The sequence below is a fragment of the Kocuria arenosa genome (genome assembly GCF_042879215.1).
In the GTDB taxonomy this organism is placed as follows: domain Bacteria; phylum Actinomycetota; class Actinomycetes; order Actinomycetales; family Micrococcaceae; genus Kocuria; species Kocuria arenosa.
The window spans coordinates 60,956-81,425 of record NZ_JBHZTA010000003.1 but is presented as its reverse complement, the minus strand read 5'-3'; the positions used below and the strand labels follow the sequence as shown (position 1 = coordinate 81,425).

Below are 20,470 nucleotides of genomic sequence, written 5' to 3'. Positions count from 1 at the left end.
GAGCGGTCCGGGCGCTCGACCCCGCCGGGGCTGGAGTTCCGGTGCGGGGGGACGCGGAACGGCGCTCAAAGGTGCTGCCACCAGGGTAGGAGCATCCTCGGCACGGGACAACCGTCCCGGCGCAACGGTCCGGACACCATTCGGCCGGGCGGAGGCCGGACAGGACGATCCGTGGCGGGACGGAACGGCCGGCCCGTGCTCAGGCGAGTGGCAGCACCGGGGGAATGATGCCGTCCTCGATGGCCCGCTTGTAGAGCTCGAGCTTGGTGCGGGCCGGCCGGTCCACCACGGCGTACTTGCGGCGGATGCGCTTGAGGTGCTCCTCCACCGTGGACTCCGCGATCTGCAGCAGCCCGGCCACCTCCTGCTCCTGGAGGCCCTCCACGTAGAGCGTAAGCACCTGGCGCTCCCGGGCGGAGAGCTTCGCCGGAGCCCTGCTGGGCAGCTCGGCCAGGGACGACTGGAGCACGTCGCTCACGAAGTGCCCCAGCTGCCGGGAGAGGCGCATGGTCCGGAAGACGGTCCTGATGGGCTCCCACTTGCCCACGGCTCCGGCCGCCCCGCAGGCGAACGCGGACCGGACCCGGACGAGGTCGTCCGGCGGCACGAGCATCACCACGGTGTGCTCCTGCGCGGTGAGGTCCGTGATGTTCTGCACGAGGCTGCGACCGTCCAGGGTGTTCAGGCTCAGCAGGACCACCATCTCCTCGCCCGAGGGGTCGGCCAGGAAGTCGGGGACGTTCCCAGCCACCGCGCTCACCCGCACGCCGTGCTCGGGGTGCTCGACGGCCTCGCGCTGCATCGCGATGCGCGTCATGGGCTGGGGGCTGATCACGGCGGCGTTCAACATGGTGGGGCTCCTCGAGGTCTCCCGCCGTGAGGTGGGCGGGATCTCCGCGGTCGGGATCGTCGGCCCGCTCCGGCAACGAGAGGTCCGCGTTCCGGGAGAGGCCGGCGGTGACCACCCATATTCCATGGTCGGAATATCTGGCGGTGGGGCCGGAGCATCGGGGCGGGGATCCTCCGGGCGGGCGCCGCCGGCGGAGATGGTGCAGTGTGTTCCTCCACAGTGGCGGAACCGCCCGCGCGCGGGCAAGGCGATTCCGTGCGGACCTGCAACTCCGCACACCGCACGCCGCCGGACCGGTCGTGCCGGGGGGCCCGGGTGGCGGCGGGGCCGGCTCGCTCGTGCCCCGGGCGAACCGGGGAGGCTGCGGCTGGGAGAATGGGGGAGCACGCACCGGTCGAGGAAAGGCCCGTTCCGTCATGCACATCGACGTTCTCCCGGGACCGGGCGGGCCAGGACTCCGATCGGGGGCGGCGAGCGAGCTCCACGGACTCCTCGGGGAACTCGCCCTGCGCGGCCTCGATGCCCGGCTCGTCGATCCGGAGGCCGGTCCGGTGCTCGCGGCGCCCGGGGGCGACGTCCCGGAGCTCGAGTCCGGAAGCGGTGCTCCCGCACGGCGGCCCGAGGGGGAGGCGCTCCTGCTGGCCGGCCTCGGGTCGGACGCCCTCGTGGACGACTCCCAGCTCCGTCCTTGGCTCGACCGAGCGCGGACCGCCGCGGAGGCCGGCCGGCCCGTCGTCGTCGTCGGGCTGGGCCTCGACGCCGGCGCCGTCCCCGAGGACGCCGTGCGCCGACTGCTCTCGGTCGCCTCCCTCGTGGGGCTGCGGAACGAGGCGTCCCTGGCGGTGGCCCGCCGACTGTGCCCCGAGCACTCCGGCCTGCGCATCGGCTGGGAGGACGCACTCCTCCTCCCGTGTCCCCCTGCTCCGGCGCGCCCACCAGAGCAGGGCGGGGTGACAGATCGGCGGCGGGAACCGGAGCGGCCGGGCGAGGAGCAGCAGGCGCAGGACGGGTCGACCGGGCAGCGGGGGGAGCCGGAGGAACCGGCGCCACCGCCGCGGGTCGTCGCCGCGGTGGAGCGGCCGGCCGGTCCCTTTCCGCCGGAGCAGGTCGCGCCGGTGCTCGCTGCTCTGCTGGATGCTCTGGTGCACCGAACGGGAGGAACGGTCACGCTCCTGGCCTGCGGCGGCGCCTCGGCCGACGAGGAGTTCGCGGCGGACGTGGCCGCGCTGCTGCGGGACGACGTCCGCCGGGTCCTCGCGGAACCCGGGGAGGCGGACGCCGCCGCGCTCCGGGCGGACTGGGTCCTGACCACGTGCGCCCGTGGCGCGGCCCTAGGCCTGGCGGCGCACGCCGTCGTGCTGCCCGTGGGCCCGGACAAATATTCCTTGGAGAGCATGAACGGAGTGATGAGCCGGTGGGGGCTGGAGGACGGCGTCGTCCCCTTAGCGTCGCTGCTCAGCCCGGGGGACGTGGCGTGGGACACCCGCGCGGCCGTCCAGCGGTGGGCGACGGAGGCCGTGGAGCACCGGGGGGCCGTGCGCGCCGCGCTGGCGGACGCCGAGCCGGCCGTCCGGGAGGCCGCGGCCCGGTGGTGGGACGACGTGGCCGGGGCGCTCCGCGGACGGGACCCGGAGGCCGCGCCGGCAACGGCGGCCGCGCCGCGCGGGGTCGGTGCCCCGGTGGTGCGCGCTCTCCGCCGCCGGTACACCGTTCCGGAGGTGCCGCCCGAGCGGCCCACGGTCGCCGTCGTGCTGCGGCACCGCGACGGCCCGGCGCGCCTGGACCGCGCCGTCGACGACCTCCTGGCGCAGACGTTCACCGACTGGCGGGTGGTCGTCGTGGACGACGGCGGGGATGCCGCCGAGGTGGACGAGGCCCTGGCGTCACGGCGGGACCAGCTCGCGGGGCGCGTCATGGTCCTCCGCCACCGCAGAGCCCTCGGCCCCGCGGCGGCCGCCAATCGCGGTCTCCGGGCCGGGGAGTCGGAGCTCGTCGTCCTGCACCACGGGGCCGAGTCCTGGCCGCCCACCCTCCTGCAGCGCGCCGTGGCCCACCTCGAGGACCCGCTCGTGACCGACGACGGGGTCGTGGTGTCGACCAGGGAGCGACCCGGGGCCGGCCAGGACGTCCCGCCCGGTCGGCCGGGACGGGACCTCGTGCCGTCCGACCGGGAGGTGCTCACCCTCACCGACGTGCTGGACGGCGACCGCACCGCGGTCGACTCGCCGTTCCTGTACCGGCGGGCGGTGCACGGAGTGCTGGGCGACTACGACGAGACCCTCGACGCGGCGGCGGACTGGGAGTTCACGCTCCGCTTCCTCGAGACGTTCACCGTGGGCCTGCTCCCCGTCCGCCCGCCCGCGCAGGAGGGTCGGGCGGACGGATCCTCCGCAGCGCGGGGCGAACTGGCGGTCCGCGACCGCCACCTGAGGCAGTGGAGCGCGGAGCACGGGATCGGCCTGCCGCTCTACCTGCGTCGCGCGGCCGCCGAGGAGGCCGGCGCCCTGCACCGGCGGCTGGACGCCGCCGAGGAGCTGGCGCACGAACTCCTGGACGTGGTCCGCGCCCAGACCCGGCAGATCGAACGGCTCGAGCAGGTCGTGGCGGACAAGGGGTTCGTCGCCTTCTGGCGGCGTGCGTGGCGGTCTCTCCGCGGCGGCTGAACGACCCGGTCCGCGGGGCCGGTCGGCAGGTTGCTTCCCATTTTTCTCGTTGATGTGACATGCTTCACCCTTGGGTGCCGGGCCGGAACCTATGAGGTCCGTCCGGAACGCGCCTTTCGCGCAGTGTCCGCAGCAGATGAGGAGTCGGGGCATGGGATGGCTTGATCGGCAGCACTCGGTGGCACCACCGGGATTCAACCGCTGGCTCATACCGCCGGCCGCCCTCGCGGTGCACCTGTGCATCGGTCAGGCCTACGCCACCAGCGTGTACAAGAACGCGCTGGTGGCGCACTTCGACGCGAGCCTCACCCAGATCGGCATCATCTTCTCCATCGCCATCGTCATGCTGGGGCTGTCCGCCGCCGTCCTCGGCACGTGGGTGGACACCGGCGGGCCGCGCCAGGCGATGTTCACCGCGGCGCTGCTGTGGTCCGGCGGCTTCCTGGTGGGCGCGCTCGGAATCTTCACGGAGCAGCTCTGGCTCGTCTACCTGGGCTACGGGTTCATCGGCGGCATCGGCCTGGGCATCGGTTACATCTCGCCGGTCTCCACGCTGATCAAGTGGTTCCCGGACCGCCCCGGCCTGGCCACGGGCATGGCGATCATGGGCTTCGGCGGCGGCGCGCTGATCGCCAGCCCCCTCTCCGCGGCCCTGCTCAACTTCTACGACCCGAACTCCGGCACCGAGGGCTGGGTGGCGAGCGGGGACGCCGTCGGCAAGCTCTTCCTGACCCTCGCGGTCGTCTACCTCGCGTACATGCTCTTCGGGGCGTTCACAATCAAGGTCCCCGCCGCCGACTGGAAGCCCGAGGGCTTCGACCCGTCGAAGGTCAAGTCGAAGGCCCTCGTCACCAAGAACCACGTCTCGGCCCGCAACGCGATCCGCACCCGCCAGTTCTGGCTGGTGTGGATCGTGCTGTTCTGCAACGTGACGGCCGGCATCGGCATCCTCGAGCAGGCCGCTCCCATGATCCAGGACTTCTTCCGCCAGGCGGACGGCGCATCCCTCGTGACGGCGGCCGTGGCCGGCGGATTCGTGGGCCTGTTGTCCATCGGCAACATGGGCGGGCGCTTCGTGTGGTCCACCACCTCGGACGTGCTGGGCCGCAAGCGCATCTACATGGTCTATCTCGGCGTCGGGGCGGTCCTCTACACCGTGCTGGCGCTGTTCGGCTCGACCTCCACGCTGCTGTTCGTGCTGCTGGCCTTCGTCATCATCTCGTTCTACGGCGGCGGCTTCGCCACGGTGCCGGCCTATCTGCGGGACCTCTTCGGGACCTTCCAGGTGGGTGCCATCCACGGCCGTCTGCTCACGGCCTGGGCCGCGGCGGGCGTCGCCGGGCCCCTCATCGTCAATGCGTTCCTCGACGCCCAGGGCACTCCCGGGGAGCTCACGGCGCAGGCGTACCAGCCGGCGCTGCTGACCATGGTCGGGCTCCTGGTCATCGGTTTCGTCGCCAATCTCCTGGTGAAGCCGGTGGACGCCAAGTACCACGAGCCCGAGCACCAGAGCACACCGTCCGACACCGAGCTCGTCGAGAAGGAGGCATGACATGAGCCGTGCACGACTGGCACTGGGCTGGGTCCTCGTCGGGGTCCCGCTCGCCTACGGAGTGACGATGACCCTCATGCGGGCGACCGCGCTGTTCGTCTGACCGGCGGGTCGGACACGGACGGGCCGGAACGGTCCGCCCGTGTCCGACCCTCCGGCGTCCCGCCGGAGGAGCCGCAGGTCACCGGCCGACGTGGCGGGTGGCGACGGGCAGGACGTGCTCCACCATGAACCGGGTGAACCGGTCCCTCTCCTCGGCATGGGGCAGATGGGCCGAGTTCTCGAACCAGACGAGTTCCTTCGAGCGCGCGGCCAGGGCGGCGAAGTACCGCTCGGCCGGCTCCGCCGGGGACTCGTGGTCGTGGCCCTCGGCGCGCCGGGGACCGCGACGGCGACCCCGCTGGCGGCGGCCATCGAGACGCGGCAGTGCACCCGTGGAGCCTACGACGGCCGCCCCGTCGGGGCGGGCGACCTGGCGGCGCTCGAACGGGCCGGCAACCTGGGTCAGGTGCGGTGCCTCCGGCGCACCGAGCCCGGGCAACTGGCAGCCGTCGCCGAGCACGTGACCTCCGGCGACCTCGTGCAGCTGAACGGCACGGCCTTCCGCCGTGAACTCCTGTCCTGGATCCGCTTCAGCCCCGCCGCCGCGCTGCGGAGCAGGGACGGGCTCGCCGGCCGCACCACCGGCCGGCCGCCCGTGCCGACCTCGCTGGGCACGCTGCTGGCATGAATCCTCCTCCGGGCGGAGTCGCAGGCGCAGGCCGACGCCGAGCACCTGAAGAGCTCCGCCGGCGTGGCGGTCTTCGTCACCCCGGGCGACGACCGGTCCGCGGGGGTGGAGTCGGGTCGGGCCTGTCAGCGGTTCGCGCTGCAGGCCGAAGCGTTCGACCTCCGCACGGCCTTCATCAACCAGCCGATCGAGGTCCCCGGGCTGCGCCCCCGGTTCGAGACGTGGCTCGGTCTCACCGAGGAGCGCGCTCAGCTGGTCGTGCGCTTCGGCCATGGCCCGAAACTCCCCTACAGCCTGCGCCGACCGGTCGAGGACGTGCTGACCGACCGTCCCGTTGCGCCGGAGTCATCCGGCGCAACGGGCTCCGCAGCACGTCACTGAGCGCCGCCGGGCCGCGGCAGCCCCAGATGCCCGCGCAGCGTGGACGAGGTGTACCGGGTGCGGAAGAGTCCTCGGCGCTGGAGGACGGGGACCACGTGGTCCACGAAGTCGTCGAGGGAGTCCGGGAGCCGGGGCGGCATGAAGTTGAACCCGTCGGCCGCGCCCGAGCGGAACCACAGCTCCAGCCGGTCCGCGACGGACTCCGGGGTGCCGATGACCGTGCAGTGCCCGCCGCCGGCGGCCAGCCGGCCCAGCAGCTGCCGCACCGTGGGCCGCTCGACCGCCACGATCCGCAGGATCGTGGCGTACCGGCCCTGCGGCCCGGTGAATTCCTCGATCGGGGGCAGCTCCGGGACCGGGGCGTCCAGCTCCCAGTCGCTGCAGTCCTGCTGGACGAAGGCGGACAGCTGGGCCAGGGACTGCTCCACGGGCAGCAGGGCGTCCACCTCTGCCTGCTTGGCCCGGGCCTCCTCCTCGGTGGAGCCCACGTAGGCGACCAGCCCCGGCATGACGGCCACGGACCCCGGGTCCCGCCCGGCCGCGGCGACCCGTTGCTTCAGGTCCGTGCTGTACTCCCGGGCGCTCTCCAGGTCGTAGGCCACGGCGTAGACGCCTTCACCGTAACGAGCGGCCAGGTCCCGCCCCGGCCCGGAGGCGCCCGCCTGGAAGAGGACCGGACGACCCTGGGGCGGGCGCGGCACGGTCAGCGGTCCGTCCACGCGGAAGTACTCGCCCGCGTGGTCGATCCGGGTCACGCGTTCGGGGTCGGCGTACGGGCCGTTCCGGTCGCCGACCAGGGCGTCGTCGGACCACGAGTCCCACAGCCGATGGGTCACGTCGATGAACTCGGCCGCCCGAGCGTAGCGGTCGGCATGCGGTGGCATTCCCGGGAGGCCGTGGTTGCGCGCCTCGGCGTCGAACATGGAGGTGACCACGTTCCAGCCGGCCCGCCCCCGGCTGATGTGGTCGAGCGAGGCCAGCAGGCGGGCGGCATGGAACGGGGTCCAGAAGGTCGTCGAGACGGTGCTGACCAGTCCGATCCGCTCCGTGGCGCGGGCCATGGCGGCCAGGGCCGTCAGGGGTTCCAGGAACCACCGGGGTCCGTCCCCGACATCGCCGGCGCTGTGCCCGTCGGCGAAGAACACGGCGTCGAAGAGGCCGCGCTCGGCGGTGCGCCCGAGAGCCTCCCAGTGGGCGATGTCCCCGAGCCGCTCCAGACAGGAGTCCGGGTGCCGCCAGGCCGCCTGGTGGTGGCCCGCGCCGAAGAGGAAGGCGTTGAGGTGCAGCTGTCGCGGCGCGGTCACGGCGGCCCCCATCAGTCGAGGACCAGCCCGCCGTCGACCACCAGGTTCTGCCCGGTGACCGAGCGCGCCCACGGCGAGGCGAAGAACAGGAGGGCGTCGGCGAACTCCGCCGGTGTGGTGACCCGGCCCAGGGGCGTGGCGGAGGCGATGTAGTCGAAGACCTCCTCCGGGGTGGAGGCGCTCGCGTCGGTCGTGCGCAGCAGACCTCCGGAGACCATGTTGACCGTGACGTTGTGCGCGCCGAGGTCCTTGGCGAGGGTGCGGGTCAGGGACAGCAGCGCGGCCTTCGCCGCCGTGTAGTCGTGGTACGGGACCACGGGGTTCTGGAACAGGTTGGTGCCGACGTTGACGACCCGGCCGAAACCCCGCTCCTGCATGCCGGGCAGGGCCTGCTGCACGGTGTTGAGGGCACCGCGGACGCTGCCGGCGAACTGGGTCTCGAACTCCTCCCATCGGATCTCCTCGGCTCCGGAGCGGGAGTCGCCGTTGAAGGAGAAGTCCGCCAGCGCGTTGTTGACCACGGTGGTGACGGGGGAGCCGAAGTGCTCCCGGGCCGCGCGGAGCATGTCTGCGACCTGCTCCGCGTCGGTGACGTCGGCAGCCAGCGCCACGGCCCGGTCCGGGCCGTGCTGCTCCGCGAGCTCCTCCGCGGCCGTCCGGGACGCGCGGTAGTTGACCACGACCTTCGCGCCCTCGGCGGCGAAGGCCTCGACGACGCTGCGGCCCAGCCCTCGTGCTCCGCCGGTGACGAGGACGATCTGTTCTGCGATCTGCATGGGTCTCCCTGGGGTCAGGGCGAGGAGACGCGGGCCGGTCACGGCCGGTCCCGACAGGACATCCCTTCGCCAGTCCTAACTGGATCAGGTTCGACGGGTGTCATCTCAGCCGGCTCGTCGTGCGGCGCCGGCACCCCGTGTCACTGCGGACGAGTATAAGCACCGGTCCCACAGGCCGGCCCGTTCTTCGCACGGCGGCGGGTCACACCGGGCCGCGGTCGTCCCCGGGGGCGTCGTCGGACTGTTCCCCGTGGCCGAGGAAGCCGCGCAGCAGCGCGGCCGTGCCCTCCAGGTGCGCGAGGGAGGCGGCGCGGGCGGCGGGGGCATCGCCCGCCAGGACGGCGTCGGTGAGTTCGCGGTGCTGGCGGTCGGAGTGCTCGAGGTTGACCGCCAGCACGGGGATCCGGTCCAGCAGGTCGCTGGCCCGTGACCGCACCTCCGCGACGGCGCGGACCAGGCTGGGGCACCCGCTCAGCTCGGCCACGGCGATGTGGAAGCGCGCGTCGGCGGGGCGGTAGTCCTCCGGTGAGCTCTCCTCGACCTGCCGGAGGCACGCGAGCAGGTGCTCCCGGGCGGCCGCACTGAGGGCCGCCGCCGCGGCCAGCTCCGCCGCGGCGGGCTCGACGACGGCGCGAAACACGAGCACGTCCTCGACGTCAGCGGGATCCACCGGGGGGTGGGCCTCGTCCGGCAGGGCGGTGCGACCGGTCACGAAGGTCCCGCCGTACCGGCCGCGCACCACGTCCAGGACCCCGGCGGACTGGAGCTCGTGCAGGGCCTCCCGCAGCGTGGCGCGGGAGATCCCGAGCATCGCCGCGGTCTCCCGCTCGGGCGGGAGCCGCTCGCCCCTGCGGAACAGGCCGAGCCGGATCGAGTCGAGGATCCGCTCCACGGCCTCCTCGAAGGCGTTGCCTTGGCGCACGGGCCGGATGCGGGGGTGCTGGACGGGATCGCTCACGGTGGCGCTCCTCCCGGCCGGGACGCCCGGCCGAGGTCCTAGTGGGTGAGGTCCATGGCGACCACGCCCACCGCGATGATCAGGGCGGCGGAGACGAGGAAGCCCGCCGTGATGGCGATGAGGGCCCAGGAACGGGCGGAGCCGGAGCGGTCGGGAGTCGATGTGCTGGTCTGGTTCATGCCCACCATTCTGCGGCATCCGCGCGACCGGCGACACCGCGACGCGGTCCCGTGCCCTGCCCGGCTTCCCGCCGCGGGGTCTTGACGGGGCGCGGGGCACCCCACAAACTGTGACCACTCGCGCCAAACGTCTGTTTTCAGACCTTTGTGGAATCCCGGAGGGATCGTCCCATGCCCGAATCCCCAGCACAGCCCGCCCGCACCGACGAGTACTTCCAGCACCGCCAGCTCCGGTCCGGCGCCGCCGGCTGGGTCCTGCTCGCGGGCCTGGGCATCGCCTACGTCATCTCCGGGGACTTCTCCGGCTGGAACATCGGGCTCTCCGAGGGCGGGTGGGGCGGGCTGCTCATCGCCTTCGTGCTCATGGGCCTGATGTACACCTGCATGGTCTTCGGCCTCGCCGAGCTCTCCTCCACCCTCCCCACGGCGGGCGCCGGCTACGGGTTCGCCCGCCGTGCCCTCGGCCCGCTCGGGGGCTTCGCCACCGGGATGGCCGTGCTCATCGAGTACGCCGTGGCACCGGCGGCGATCGCCACGTTCATCGGCGGCTACATCGAGGCGCTGGGCCTGTTCGGCATCACCAACTCCTGGCCCGTGTACCTCGTGACCTACCTGGTGTTCATGGGCATCCACATGTACGGGGTGGGTGAGGCGCTCAAGCTGATGTTCGGGATCACCGTGGTCGCGGTCCTCGCGCTGGGGGTGACCGTCGTCGCGCTCGTGCCGCACTTCGACGCCGCCAACCTCTTCGACATCGTCCCGAACGACGCCGTGGGGGCGAGCGCGTTCCTGCCCATGGGCTACGCCGGGGCGATGGCGGCCCTGGTCTACGGCATCTGGTTCTTCCTGGCGATCGAGGGCGTGCCCCTGGCGGCGGAGGAGACCGCCGATCCCCGCCGGGACATGCCGCGCGGGATCATCGTGGCCATGGTCTTTCTGCTGGTCTCCGGCGCGCTCATGCTGGTGCTGGTGCCCGGGGCGGCCGGGTCGGAGGCGATGAGCACCTCGGACAACCCGCTGCCGGAGGCCATCCGCACCGCGGCGGGGGCCGACAGCGTGATGGCGACCATCGTGAACTACGCGGGTCTGGCCGGGCTGGTCGCGAGCTTCTTCTCCATCATGTTCGCCTACTCCCGGCAGCTGTTCGCCCTCTCCCGGGCCGGATACCTGCCCCGCTTCCTCTCGCTGACGGGCAAGCGCAGGACTCCGTGGGTGGCGCTCATCGTGCCGGGCACCATCGGCTTCGTGCTCGCGGCCGTGACCGGCGACGGCGGACTGCTCATCAACATCGCGGTCTTCGGCGCCACCGTCTCCTACGTGCTGCTGAACCTCTCCCACATCGTGCTCCGGCTGCGCGAGCCGGACCTGCCGCGCGGCTACCGCACCCCGGGCGGCGTGGTCACCACCGGCATCGCCCTGGTGCTGGCGCTCGTGGCCGTGGTCGCCACGTTCCTGGTCGACGTGCTCGCCGCGTCCATCACCGCCCTCGTGTTCGTGGTGTTCCTCGCCTACTACTGGTTCTACAGCCGGCACCGCCTCGTGGGCCACGCCCCCGAGGAGGAGTTCGCGCAGATCCGCTCCGCCGAGGCGGACCTGCACTGACTCCCCGCCCCGACCGCCACCCACCTCAACAATCCCAGCGATCCCAGCGACGAAGGACCGGACCCATGACCGAGACTCCCCAGCACCCGCGCAACGACCGGATGCTCACCGTCGAGCAGCTGCGGCAGCACGTCGCCGACGGGCTCGTGGACACCGTGGTCCTGGCCTTCACCGACATGCAGGGCCGGCTCCAGGGCAAGCTCAACCACGCGCAGTTCTTCCTGGACTCGGTGCTCGACGAGGGCGCCGAGGGCTGCAACTACCTGCTGGCCGTGGACACGGAGATGAACACCGTGGGCGGGTACTCGATCAGCAGCTGGTCCTCGGGCTACGGGGACATGGAGTTCGACATGGACCTGGACACGATCCGGCTGATGCCGCACAACCCCGGCCAGGTCATGATCCAGTGCGACCTCACCGGCCACGGCGGGCAGCCCATCCCGATGTCGCCGCGGTCCATGCTGCGCCGCCAGCTCGACCGCGCCCGGGACATGGGCTTCACCATGGTCACCGGCACCGAACTGGAGTTCTGCGTGTACAACACCAGCTACGAGGACGCCTGGAACGCCGACTACCGGAACCTGGTCCCGGCCAACCAGTACAACGTGGACTACTCCGTGCTGGGCTCCCAGCGGGTCGAGCCGCTGCTGCGGGAGATCCGCAACGCCATGTACGCGGCCGGACTGACCGTGGAGTCCGCGAAGGGCGAGTGCAACCTGGGCCAGCACGAGATCGCGTTCCGCTACGACGAGGGCATGGTCACCGCGGACAACCACGTGGTCTACAAGCTGGCCTCGAAGCAGATCGCCCACCAGCAGGGGAAGTCCATCACCTTCATGGCCAAGCCCAACGAGCGCGAGGGCAGCTCCTGCCACATCCACATGTCCCTGCGCGGGCCCGACGGCGAACTGGTCTTCTGGGACCGCGACCGGGACGCCCGGTCCCGCACCTACGAGCACTTCATCGCCGGGGTGCTGCGCACCATGCGCGAGTTCACGCTGTTCTACGCCCCCACCATCAACTCGTACAAGCGCTTCGTCGAGGGCAGCTTCGCCCCCACCTCGGTGGCCTGGGGCGTGGACAACCGGTCGTGCGCCGTGCGGCTCGTGGGCAGCGGCCAGTCCGCCCGGATGGAGAACCGGCTCCCCGGCGGCGACGTGAACCCGTACCTGGCGCTGGCCGCGATGCTGGCCTCCGGGCTGCACGGCATCGAGCAGGAGCTCGAGCTGGAGCCGATGACCGAGGGCAACGCCTACGAGTCCGACGCCCCCGTGGTGCCCTCGACCATGCGCGAGGCCCGGGACCTGCTGGCCGGCTCCGAGCTCGCGCGGGAGCTGTTCGGCGAGGACGTCGTCGAGCACTACGTGCACTACGCCGACGTGGAGCTGGCGGCCTTCGAGGCGGCCGTCACCGACTGGGAGCTGCGCCGTGGCTTCGAGCGACTCTGAGCCGGGCGGCACCGGGTACCGGCCGCGGATCGCCCTGACCACCTACTACCAGGAGGGGTCCTGGGGGGTCTGGAGCTCCGTGGCGGCGATCGTCCCGGGCGCCTACGTGGAGGCGGTCGCCGCGGCCGGGGGCACGCCCCTGCTGCTCCCCCCGGTGGGCACGGACCCGGGGGTGCTGGAGCTCGTGGACGGGCTGGTCGTCATCGGCGGCGTGGACGTGGACCCGCGCTTCTACGGCGCCGAACGGCACGAACTCACCGCGTCCCAGCCCTCCCGGGACGAGCACGACCTCGCCCTGACCCGGGCGGCGCTGGAGCGCGGGGTGCCCCTGTTCGCGATCTGCCGCGGCGCCCAGATCCTCAACGTGGCGCTCGGCGGCACGCTGATCCAACACCTGCCGGACGTCAACGAGAACGCCGCGCGCTACCAGCCCGGGCCGGGCCGGTACGGGGAGGTCGAGTTCGCCACCGAGCCGGGCAGCCGCTGCCGCGAGCTGCTGGGCGAGACGGCGTGGTCCCCGTGCTACCACCACCAGGCCCTGGAGACGGTGGCCGAGGGGCTGGTGGTGACCGCCCGCGCCGTGGACGGGACGGTCGAGGCCGTCGAGACCACGGAGGGCGGCTGGACGCTCGGCGTGCAGTTCCACCCGGAGGAGAACCGGAAGGACCCCCGCCTCTTCGAGGGCTTCGTCCGCGTGGCGCACGGCTACGCCCGCGCCCGGCGGGACCGGCCCGGGGAGACCGGCCGGGCAGACCACGCTCTACAGCGAGAGGACACCCGCATCCCATGACCACCACGCAGATCATCGACCCCGCCACGGAGGAGGTCGTCGGCACCGTCGAGCTGACGTCCCTGGAGCAGACGGACGCGGCGATCGAGCGCGCCCGGCGGGCCTTCGAGACCTGGCGGACCGTCGCCCCCGCGGACCGCGCCCGGCTGCTGCGCCGCTTCGCCGACGCGGTGGACGCCGACCTCGAGCACCTCGCCCGCCTGGAGGTCCGCAACGCGGGGCACACCATCGGCAACGCCCGCTGGGAGGCAGGCAACGTCCGGGACGTGCTGACCTACTACTCCGGGGCGCCCGAGCGGCTCTCGGGGCAGCAGATCCCGGTCCCGGGCGGGGTCAACCTCACCTTCCACGAGCCGCTGGGCGTGGTGGGCGTGATCGTGCCCTGGAACTTCCCCATGCCGATCGCCGCGTGGGGCCTCGCCCCGGCGCTCGCCGCCGGCAACACGGTGGTGCTCAAACCGGCCGAGCTCACCCCGCTGACCGCGATCCGGCTCGGGGAGCTCGCGCTGGAGGCGGGGCTGCCCGAGGACGTGCTCACGGTGCTGCCGGGCAAGGGCTCGGTGGTGGGGGAGCGCTTCGTGACCCACCCCGCCGTCCGCAAGGTCGTGTTCACCGGCTCCACCGCGGTGGGCCGGCGGATCATGGCCGGGTGCGCGGAGCAGGTCAAGCGCGTGACCCTCGAGCTGGGGGGGAAGAACTCCAACATCGTCTTCGCGGACGCGGACCTCGAGCGGGCCGCCGCGTCCGCCCCCGCCGGGGCTCTCGACAACGCGGGCCAGGACTGCTGCGCCCGGTCGCGGGTGCTCGTCCAGCGCTCCGTGCTGGAGAAGTTCCTGGAGCTGCTCGAGCCCGCCGTGCGGGACTTCGCCTGCGGGGACCCGTGGGACGAGGGCACGCGGATGGGACCCCTGGTCTCCGCCGCGCACCGGGACTCCGTGGCCGGCTTCCTCGACGACGACGCCCCGGTCGCCTTCCGCGGCACCGCCCCCGAGGGCCCCGGCTGGTGGTTCCCGCCGACGGTGCTCACCCCGTCCCCGGACTCCCGGGTGTTCCGGGAGGAGATCTTCGGCCCCGTGCTCGCCGTGGTGCCCTTCGAGGACGAGGCGGACGCCGTCCGGATCGCCAACGACACCGAGTACGGGCTCTCCGGGTCGATCTGGACCCGGGACGTCGGGCGGGCACTGCGGGTGTCCCGCGCCGTCGAGGCCGGGAACCTCTCCGTCAACTCGCACGCCTCGGTGCGCTACTGGACGCCGTTCGGCGGCTTCAAGCAGTCCGGCTTCGGCCGGGAGCTCGGCCCCGACGCCCCGCAGGCGTTCACCGAGACCAAGAACGTGTTCCTCGCCACCGACTGACGCCACCGGCCGGCGCCCCTGCACCACCCTCGTCCCGTCCCGGGGAAACCCCCACCACCGAAGGAGAACCCATGGAGGTCAACGCCCGCCGCCTGGTCGGCCGCAGCGCCGTCATCACGGGAGGGGCCAGCGGCATCGGCCTCGCCGCGGCCCGCCGCCTCGCCGCCGAAGGCGCGCACGTCGTCGTCGCGGACCTGAACCCCACGGCCGGGGAGGAGGCCGCCGAGGAGGTCGGGGGGCTGTTCGTGCGCACCGACGTGGCGGACGAGGCGGACGTGATCGCGCTCTACGCGGCGACGTTCGAGGCCTACGGATCGGTGGACATCGCCTTCAACAACGCCGGGATCAACCCCACCGACGACGGCTCGATCCTGGACACCGGCCTCGACGCGTGGCGGCGGGTGCAGGAGGTCAACCTCACCAGCGTCTTCCACTGCTGCAAGCACGCCATCCCGTACATGCGCGAGCAGGGGAAGGGCTCGATCGTCAACACCGCGTCCTTCGTGGCCGTCATGGGGGCGGCGACCTCCCAGATCTCCTACAGCGCCTCCAAGGGCGGGGTGCTGTCGATGAGCCGGGAGCTGGGCGTGCAGTTCGCCCGGGAGGGGATCCGGGTCAACGCGCTGTGCCCCGGTCCGGTCAACACCCCCCTGCTCCAGGACCTGTTCGCCGCGGACCCGGAGCAGGCCCAGCGCCGGCTCGTGCACGTGCCCGCCGGGCGGTTCGCGGAGCCGGAGGAGATCGCCGCGGCGGTCGCGTTCCTGGCCAGCGACGACGCCTCGTTCGTCAACGCCGCCACGTTCCTGGTGGACGGGGGGATCTCCGGGGCCTACGTCACCCCGGCGTGATCCTGCCGGAGCCCGGGCGGCCACGCCGTGACGTGGCCGCCCGGGCACCTCACGACTCTGGGCCGTAGAGGGCGGCGACGTCCTCGGACCCGAGCCACCCGCTGTAGGTGGGCGACTGCGGCCAGCCGCCGGGGGAGTCCTGCCACTCCTCCTGGCGTCCCCAGGGCAGCAGATCGATGAGCGGGAAGGTGTGGCTGACCTGTTCGACGCCGCGCCCGCTGCTGTGCCAGGTGCGGTACACGGTGTCGCCGTCCCGGAAGAACACGTTCAGGGCGAAGCCGCCTCCCGGAGGCGCTCCGACGTCGGCGCCGAACGGGCTGCCGGCGGTCGAGTACCAGGTCATGCGGTTGCCGACACGGCGGCGGTAGGCGAGGGCCTCGTCGATCGGGCCCTGGGTGACGACCACGAACCGGGCGTCGTAGTTGTCGAGGAAGTCCAGGCGGGTGAACTGCGAGGTGAAGCTCGTGCAGCCGCCGCACTGCCAGGTCTCGCCGGGGAACCACATGTGGTGGTAGGTGATGAGCTGCCGCCTGCCGGCGAAGACGTCGACGAGCCGCACCGGCCCGTCCTCGCCCTCCAGCGTGTAGTCCGGCAGCTCGACCATGGGCAGCCGGCGGCGCTGCGCCGCGATGGCGTCCAGCTCGCGGGTGGCGGCCTTCTCCCGGACGCGCAGCGCGTCGAGCTCACGCTGCCAGGTGTCCTGATCGACGACGCGGGGCCGTCCTGCACTGGTCATGACGTGTCCTCCTGTGTCCGGCCTCGGGCCGGCTGGTACGCGGTGTAGGTGACGCCGGAGCCGAACGATCGCGCGTCGAGCAGCCGGAGCTGGGGAATGACCTGACCGTCGGGGAACAGCCGTCGGCCGCGCAGGCAGGCATCGGTGTCCTGACCCTGGCGACGGGTCAGGGCCAAATGATCCGGATCCCCCGAGAGATCGAACCAGTCGTCGAGCATCTCGACCGAGCCGTCGAGGGTGCTGTTCTGGGTGATGACCAGAGCCCGCATGCCGGGTCTCCTCCGTCCGTGCTCAGCCGGTGCGCCGTCTTCAAGTGGACACCGTGAACAAGTAGAGTGTGTACACCGTACACACCGATCGGGAGGAGGGTCAAGGGTGCCACGGACCCGGGATTCCTATCACCACGGCGATCTGCGCAGGGCCCTGGTCGACGCCGGTCTCGCCGCGACGCGGGTGCGGGGGGCGACGGCTCTGGGGCTGCGTGAGGTCACGCGGCAGGTGGGGGTCTCGCCGAACGCCGCGTACCGGCACTTCGCCGATCGGCAGGCGCTCCTGGCCGCGGTGGCGCAGGAGATCCAGGACAGGATGGCCGAGCAGATGCGCGCGCGGATGGCTGCCCCGCGGGACGTCGACCCCCGGGACCGGGCACGGCTCCGGCTCCGCGGGGTGGGGCTCGGCTACATCGCCTTCGCCGTGACCGAGCCCGGGTGGTTCGAGACGGCCTTCTTCGGACCCCGTGGAGCGCCCGAAGGCGTGCTCGACGACTCCCCCTGCCGCCGGCCGCCTCCGTTCGCGCTGCTCGTGGAGGCCCTCGACGGCATGGTCGAGGCAGGCGAGCTCTCTCCTGGGCGACGGGAGGGCGCGGAGTGGGCCTGCTGGAGCACCGTGCACGGCTTCGCCGAGCTCGTCGTCCACGGCCCTCTGCGCGAGCAGAGCCCGGACCGGATCGACGGGTGGGCGGAGCGCGTCGTGGACGACATCATCTCCGGGATCGTCTGAGCCGTCGACCGGTTCCCCGGGGCCTGCACCACCCCGGTATGACCCCGCCGCCGAGTGACCAGAGGGGGCCTGGCCGACCACGCCGTGACGTGGTCAGCCGGGCATCCGTTGCCGTCCGGGATCAGTGGGCGGCGGCCATGTCCTCCCGCAGCGCGGCCACGAACCCGTCCACGTCCTCCTCGGTGGTGTCCCACGAGCACATCAGGCGGACCTCGCCGACGGCCGGGTCCCACACGTAGAAGGGCCAGCGCTCCTGCAACCGGGCCGTGGTGCCGGCCGGGAGCACCGCGAAGACCGCGTTGGCCTCGGGGGTCTGCGTCACCCGGGCGCCGGGGACCTCCGCGATCCCGGCCGCCAGCCGCCGAGCCATCGCGTTGGCCCGGCGGGCCGCCTCGAGCCAGAGGTCCCCCGTGTGCAGGGCCAGCAGCTGCGCGGACACGAAGCGCATCTTCGAGGCCAGCTGGGTCGAGAGCTTGCGCACGAACCGGGGCTGGCGCACGGCGTCCGGGGCGAGCACCACGACGGCCTCCGCGCCCATCAGTCCGTTCTTCGTCCCGCCCCACGAGACCACGTCCACGCCCGCGTCGGTGGTCAGGGCCCGCAGCGGGACCTCCAGGGCCGCGGCGGCGTTGGCGAGCCGGGCGCCGTCCAGGTGGACCGTCAGGCCCAGGCCGTGCGCGTGCTCGCAGACCGCGCGCAGCTCCTCGGGCGTGTAGACCGTGCCGAGCTCGGTGGACTGGGTGACGGTGACGACGCGCGGCTGGGCGTGGTGCTCGAAGCCGAAGCCGTGCGCCTCCCGGTCGATCAGCTCGGGGGTCAGCTTTCCGTCCGGCGTGGGCACGGCCAGCATCTTCACGCCCGCGACCTTCTCGGGGGCCCCGCACTCGTCCACGTGCGCGTGGGCCGTGGCCGTGCAGATCGCGGCGTCCCAGCGGTCGGTCATCGCCGCGAGCGCGACGACGTTCGCCCCGGTGCCGTTGAACAGGGGGTAGCACTCCGCCTGCTCCCCGAAGTGCCGGCGGACCACGTCCTGGAGCGTCTCGGTGTAGGGATCCGCGCCGTAGGCGCCCACGTGGCCGCCGTTGGCGGTCGCGAGGGCCTGGAGCACCTCGGGGTGGACGCCGGCGTGGTTGTCGCTGGCGAAGCCCTTCCGGGCGGGGTCGTGCAGGCGGGACAGGACGGAGTCGGTCACGGAGGGCCCTTCCGGTGGGACGACGGTGTGCTGGGCGGCACTCGCACTCTACTCGCGCCCCCGTGCGCCTCGCCTGGGCCACGGCGGCCGCGGCGCCCCGGGGCGAGCTGTACAGGACTCCACCCCGGGGCGACGCGGCGTCCGGCTATCGCCGCAGTTTGCGGATCCGGTCCCACCGGTGGACCGCCGCACCGCCGACCAGGGCCAGCAGCGCTGCCCCCAGGGCGGGCGCCGGGATCCCGGCCGCCGTGGTGGCGGCCGCAGGAGTCGCGGCGCCGGCAACCACCGGGCTGCACGTCTGCATCCCGCCTCCGGTGGCGAGCTCGGCCAGGGGCGCGGAGTCGGTCGGATCGGTACCGGTGGCGGAGGAGTCGTCGGCGAACCCGGTCGCGGCACCGTCAGCGGGTGCCCCGGGCGTCCGACAGTCGTGCGCCCCGCCGGTTCCCGCGGCGGACCCCCGGACGTCACCGCCCGCCGCCATCGCCCCGACAGCGCCGGCGTGGTCCGCGGGGGCGGTCGACGCAGTGGCCGCGGACGGGGTCCGGTCATCGCTCCGGGCGCCGTCCGCCCCCGAGGCCGTCGGAGGAGTGGGCCCGCCGACGAGTCCGGCGGAGGCGGATTCTCCGCCGACCGGGGCGATCCCGTGGGTCCCGCCCGTGCTGCCGCCCCCGGCCGGAACGCCGGCCGGGGTCCCGGACGGGTCCTGGCCGTTGCCGGTGCTGGTGGTGGGGTTGCCGATGAGGGTGATGGGGTTGCCCTGGACGGTGACCGGGGCGGTGATCACGGGGGTGATCTGGTTGCCGCCGGCGAGGCCGGCCTGGCCCGAGGTCTCGGCCGCCGATGCCTCCGACGAGCCGAGGGCCGCCAGACCGGCGGCGAACACGAGGCCGTACAGGCCGCGACGAATTTCCTGGTGCATGACTGTTCTCCTGGAGCGATGAGGGATGGCCGCAGGGCGACCGGGAAGGACTGCGCCTGCCCGTGGCGGGCAGGACAGACCTCATCAATCAGGGGTGGAACCGGGGTCGGACGCCGGGGACGTCGGCAGCTCCTCCACGGCAGCGCGAAGCAGTACGGTCGGGCCGCCCGCCGGCCGAGCCGTGAGGTCGAGGACGGCGGCCTCCCTCGGCACGCCGGGCCAGGCGCCGGACCCGGCGTCGCCGAACGGCGATCCGGCGCTGCCCGTGCCCGACGACGAGGAGCCCGTGCCGCCCGGAGCGACCCCCGGAGCACCGGTGCGAGGTGCGGCACCGGTGCCGGTCTCCGGACGAGCCGCCGAACGGAGAAGGGCGGCGGAGGAGGAGGCGCCCGTGCCGCTGGTGGGCACCGCAGTCGGCGTGACGGTCCCTCCCAGCTGGCGCTCGGCGCTCGCGGCCGGACCGCGCTCTGCGGATGCGGTGGCGTTCACGACCCGGGCCTCCGGCGGGGCGTCCCGCGACGGGGCGGGGTCCGACCGGGCCGGTGTCCCAGGCGCCTCGGGCGGCAACACGGTGTCGAGCGGAGCCGTCCGCGTGGCGGGCAGGGCAGGTGCGCCCACCGGCGTGTGCCCGAGGGGCGGAAGGCCCGCAACGGCGACCGGGTCATGGCCGACGACGGACACCCGGTCCAGCGGCTCGTCCACGGTCCCCGTGACGGGCCGCGCGGCCGCGCCCACCGTGACGGTGAGGTCCTCGACCGGTCCGGTGCTCTCCCGGGTGGCGGTGCCCACGGTTCCTGGCACCACGGTGCCGCCGGCCACGGGCACCGAGGCGACAGCGCCGTCCGCGGCGTCGGCCACGGGTGCGGCCAGTTCCCCGCCCGTTGCAGGGAGGCCGCGGACCGTGCCGACGACCTCCTCGACGACCGGACCGCTGCGGAGCCCGACCGGTGGAGCTGGTGCGGGGGGCGGCGCCACGGCGAGGGGCTCTGCCGGCAGGACGTCGCGGACCGTGCCGCCGAAGTGGCTGCCGAGCTCGCCCGCGGAACCTTCCGCGGCGTGCGCGCCGGACGCCCCGAGCAGGAGCCATCCGAGGGTGGCCAGGCCGGAGAGGAGCGCCAGGCGCACGGCGGCGGCACGAGAGCGCCGCATCGACGACGTCACGGTGGCACCTCCTCGTTCGTCCTGACG

General features: G+C 73.2%; 21 protein-coding genes and 1 riboswitch. Of the genes, 11 read left to right on the top strand and 10 right to left on the bottom strand.

The genetic code is table 11. The features are described from left to right. Positions 1-199: 199 nt before the first annotated feature. Positions 200-850: a helix-turn-helix transcriptional regulator gene (locus tag ACFYE3_RS06375; protein ID WP_387607156.1), complete on the bottom strand. Its 651-nt coding sequence runs from the start codon at positions 848-850 to the stop codon at positions 200-202. Positions 851-1,266: 416 nt separating this feature from the next. On the opposite strand from ACFYE3_RS06375, the gene ACFYE3_RS06370 reads away from it, so the two are divergent. From ACFYE3_RS06370 to ACFYE3_RS06355, 5 genes are all read left to right on the top strand, one after another. Next, positions 1,267-3,513 (top strand): glycosyltransferase family 2 protein, encoded by a 2,247-nt coding sequence (locus tag ACFYE3_RS06370; protein ID WP_387607153.1) that lies wholly within the window; start codon positions 1,267-1,269, stop codon positions 3,511-3,513. Positions 3,514-3,664: 151 nt separating this feature from the next. Continuing rightward, positions 3,665-5,065 carry an OFA family MFS transporter gene (locus tag ACFYE3_RS06365; protein WP_387607151.1) on the top strand — a complete coding sequence of 467 codons (1,401 nt, stop codon included), beginning with the start codon at positions 3,665-3,667 and terminating at the stop codon, positions 5,063-5,065. 1 nt (position 5,066) lies between these two features. Further along, on the top strand, positions 5,067-5,168 hold the full coding sequence (locus tag ACFYE3_RS19100; protein ID WP_449274656.1) for an MFS transporter small subunit: 102 nt from the start codon (positions 5,067-5,069) through the stop codon (positions 5,166-5,168). A gap of 165 nt (positions 5,169-5,333) precedes the next feature. After that, the gene (locus tag ACFYE3_RS06360) at positions 5,334-5,795 is read left to right on the top strand and encodes a hypothetical protein (RefSeq protein ID WP_387607148.1); all 462 of its coding nucleotides are present in this window, start codon (positions 5,334-5,336) and stop codon (positions 5,793-5,795) included. 63 nt (positions 5,796-5,858) lie between these two features. Next, positions 5,859-6,176, top strand: coding sequence for a hypothetical protein (locus ACFYE3_RS06355; RefSeq protein ID WP_387607147.1), 318 nt, complete (start codon positions 5,859-5,861; stop codon positions 6,174-6,176). Here ACFYE3_RS06355 and ACFYE3_RS06350 read toward each other — a convergent pair. The 4 genes from ACFYE3_RS06350 to ACFYE3_RS06335 form a co-directional block, all read right to left on the bottom strand. After that, on the bottom strand, positions 6,170-7,492 hold the full coding sequence (locus tag ACFYE3_RS06350; RefSeq protein ID WP_387607145.1) for an LLM class flavin-dependent oxidoreductase: 1,323 nt from the start codon (positions 7,490-7,492) through the stop codon (positions 6,170-6,172). The genes ACFYE3_RS06355 and ACFYE3_RS06350 overlap by 7 nt on opposite strands. Continuing rightward, complete coding sequence (locus ACFYE3_RS06345) at positions 7,492-8,256, bottom strand: 3-oxoacyl-ACP reductase (protein ID WP_387607142.1); 765 nt, start codon at positions 8,254-8,256, stop codon at positions 7,492-7,494. Before ACFYE3_RS06345 ends, ACFYE3_RS06350 begins: the two co-directional genes overlap by 1 nt. A gap of 44 nt (positions 8,257-8,300) precedes the next feature. Continuing rightward, positions 8,301-8,404: riboswitch (TPP riboswitch) on the bottom strand. 54 nt (positions 8,405-8,458) lie between these two features. Further along, positions 8,459-9,214 carry a FadR/GntR family transcriptional regulator gene (locus tag ACFYE3_RS06340; protein WP_387607139.1) on the bottom strand — a complete coding sequence of 252 codons (756 nt, stop codon included), beginning with the start codon at positions 9,212-9,214 and terminating at the stop codon, positions 8,459-8,461. 38 nt (positions 9,215-9,252) lie between these two features. Next, positions 9,253-9,393: a hypothetical protein gene (locus tag ACFYE3_RS06335; RefSeq protein ID WP_387607138.1), complete on the bottom strand. Its 141-nt coding sequence runs from the start codon at positions 9,391-9,393 to the stop codon at positions 9,253-9,255. 171 nt (positions 9,394-9,564) lie between these two features. Here ACFYE3_RS06335 and eat point away from each other — a divergent pair, with 171 nt between their 5' ends. The 5 genes from eat to ACFYE3_RS06310 all read left to right on the top strand — a co-directional run bounded on the left by eat (position 9,565) and on the right by ACFYE3_RS06310 (position 15,436). Continuing rightward, positions 9,565-10,995, top strand: coding sequence for an ethanolamine permease (gene eat / locus ACFYE3_RS06330; RefSeq protein WP_387607136.1), 1,431 nt, complete (start codon positions 9,565-9,567; stop codon positions 10,993-10,995). 65 nt (positions 10,996-11,060) lie between these two features. Beyond that, positions 11,061-12,443: a glutamine synthetase family protein gene (locus tag ACFYE3_RS06325; RefSeq protein ID WP_387607133.1), complete on the top strand. Its 1,383-nt coding sequence runs from the start codon at positions 11,061-11,063 to the stop codon at positions 12,441-12,443. After that, a complete protein-coding gene (locus tag ACFYE3_RS06320; RefSeq protein WP_387607131.1) occupies positions 12,424-13,233 on the top strand; it encodes a gamma-glutamyl-gamma-aminobutyrate hydrolase family protein in 810 nt (269 codons plus the stop codon). Before ACFYE3_RS06325 ends, ACFYE3_RS06320 begins: the two co-directional genes overlap by 20 nt. Beyond that, positions 13,230-14,588, top strand: a complete 1,359-nt coding sequence (locus ACFYE3_RS06315) for an aldehyde dehydrogenase family protein (RefSeq protein ID WP_387607129.1) — start codon at positions 13,230-13,232, stop codon at positions 14,586-14,588. The genes ACFYE3_RS06320 and ACFYE3_RS06315 overlap by 4 nt, the downstream gene beginning before the upstream one ends. Before the next feature lie 71 nt (positions 14,589-14,659). After that, positions 14,660-15,436, top strand: coding sequence for a 3-oxoacyl-ACP reductase (locus ACFYE3_RS06310; protein ID WP_387607127.1), 777 nt, complete (start codon positions 14,660-14,662; stop codon positions 15,434-15,436). Positions 15,437-15,485: 49 nt separating this feature from the next. On the opposite strand, the gene ACFYE3_RS06305 is transcribed toward ACFYE3_RS06310, so the two are convergent. Together ACFYE3_RS06305 and ACFYE3_RS06300 are read right to left on the bottom strand one after the other, a co-directional pair. After that, positions 15,486-16,172 carry a DUF899 domain-containing protein gene (locus tag ACFYE3_RS06305; protein WP_387607126.1) on the bottom strand — a complete coding sequence of 229 codons (687 nt, stop codon included), beginning with the start codon at positions 16,170-16,172 and terminating at the stop codon, positions 15,486-15,488. Further along, a complete protein-coding gene (locus ACFYE3_RS06300) occupies positions 16,169-16,441 on the bottom strand; it encodes a hypothetical protein (RefSeq protein WP_387607123.1) in 273 nt (90 codons plus the stop codon). The genes ACFYE3_RS06305 and ACFYE3_RS06300 overlap by 4 nt, the downstream gene beginning before the upstream one ends. Positions 16,442-16,547: 106 nt before the next feature. On the opposite strand from ACFYE3_RS06300, the gene ACFYE3_RS06295 reads away from it, so the two are divergent. Beyond that, positions 16,548-17,171 carry a TetR/AcrR family transcriptional regulator gene (locus tag ACFYE3_RS06295; RefSeq protein ID WP_387607121.1) on the top strand — a complete coding sequence of 208 codons (624 nt, stop codon included), beginning with the start codon at positions 16,548-16,550 and terminating at the stop codon, positions 17,169-17,171. A gap of 121 nt (positions 17,172-17,292) precedes the next feature. Here ACFYE3_RS06295 and ACFYE3_RS06290 read toward each other — a convergent pair whose 3' ends face one another. The 3 genes from ACFYE3_RS06290 to ACFYE3_RS06280 all read right to left on the bottom strand — a co-directional run bounded on the left by ACFYE3_RS06290 (position 17,293) and on the right by ACFYE3_RS06280 (position 20,443). Continuing rightward, positions 17,293-18,363: a threonine aldolase family protein gene (locus ACFYE3_RS06290; RefSeq protein WP_387607119.1), complete on the bottom strand. Its 1,071-nt coding sequence runs from the start codon at positions 18,361-18,363 to the stop codon at positions 17,293-17,295. A 145-nt stretch (positions 18,364-18,508) separates the two neighbouring features. Beyond that, a complete protein-coding gene (locus ACFYE3_RS06285) occupies positions 18,509-19,282 on the bottom strand; it encodes a hypothetical protein (RefSeq protein ID WP_387607117.1) in 774 nt (257 codons plus the stop codon). A gap of 84 nt (positions 19,283-19,366) precedes the next feature. Next, positions 19,367-20,443, bottom strand: coding sequence for a hypothetical protein (locus ACFYE3_RS06280; RefSeq protein WP_387607115.1), 1,077 nt, complete (start codon positions 20,441-20,443; stop codon positions 19,367-19,369). Positions 20,444-20,470: the final 27 nt, after the last annotated feature.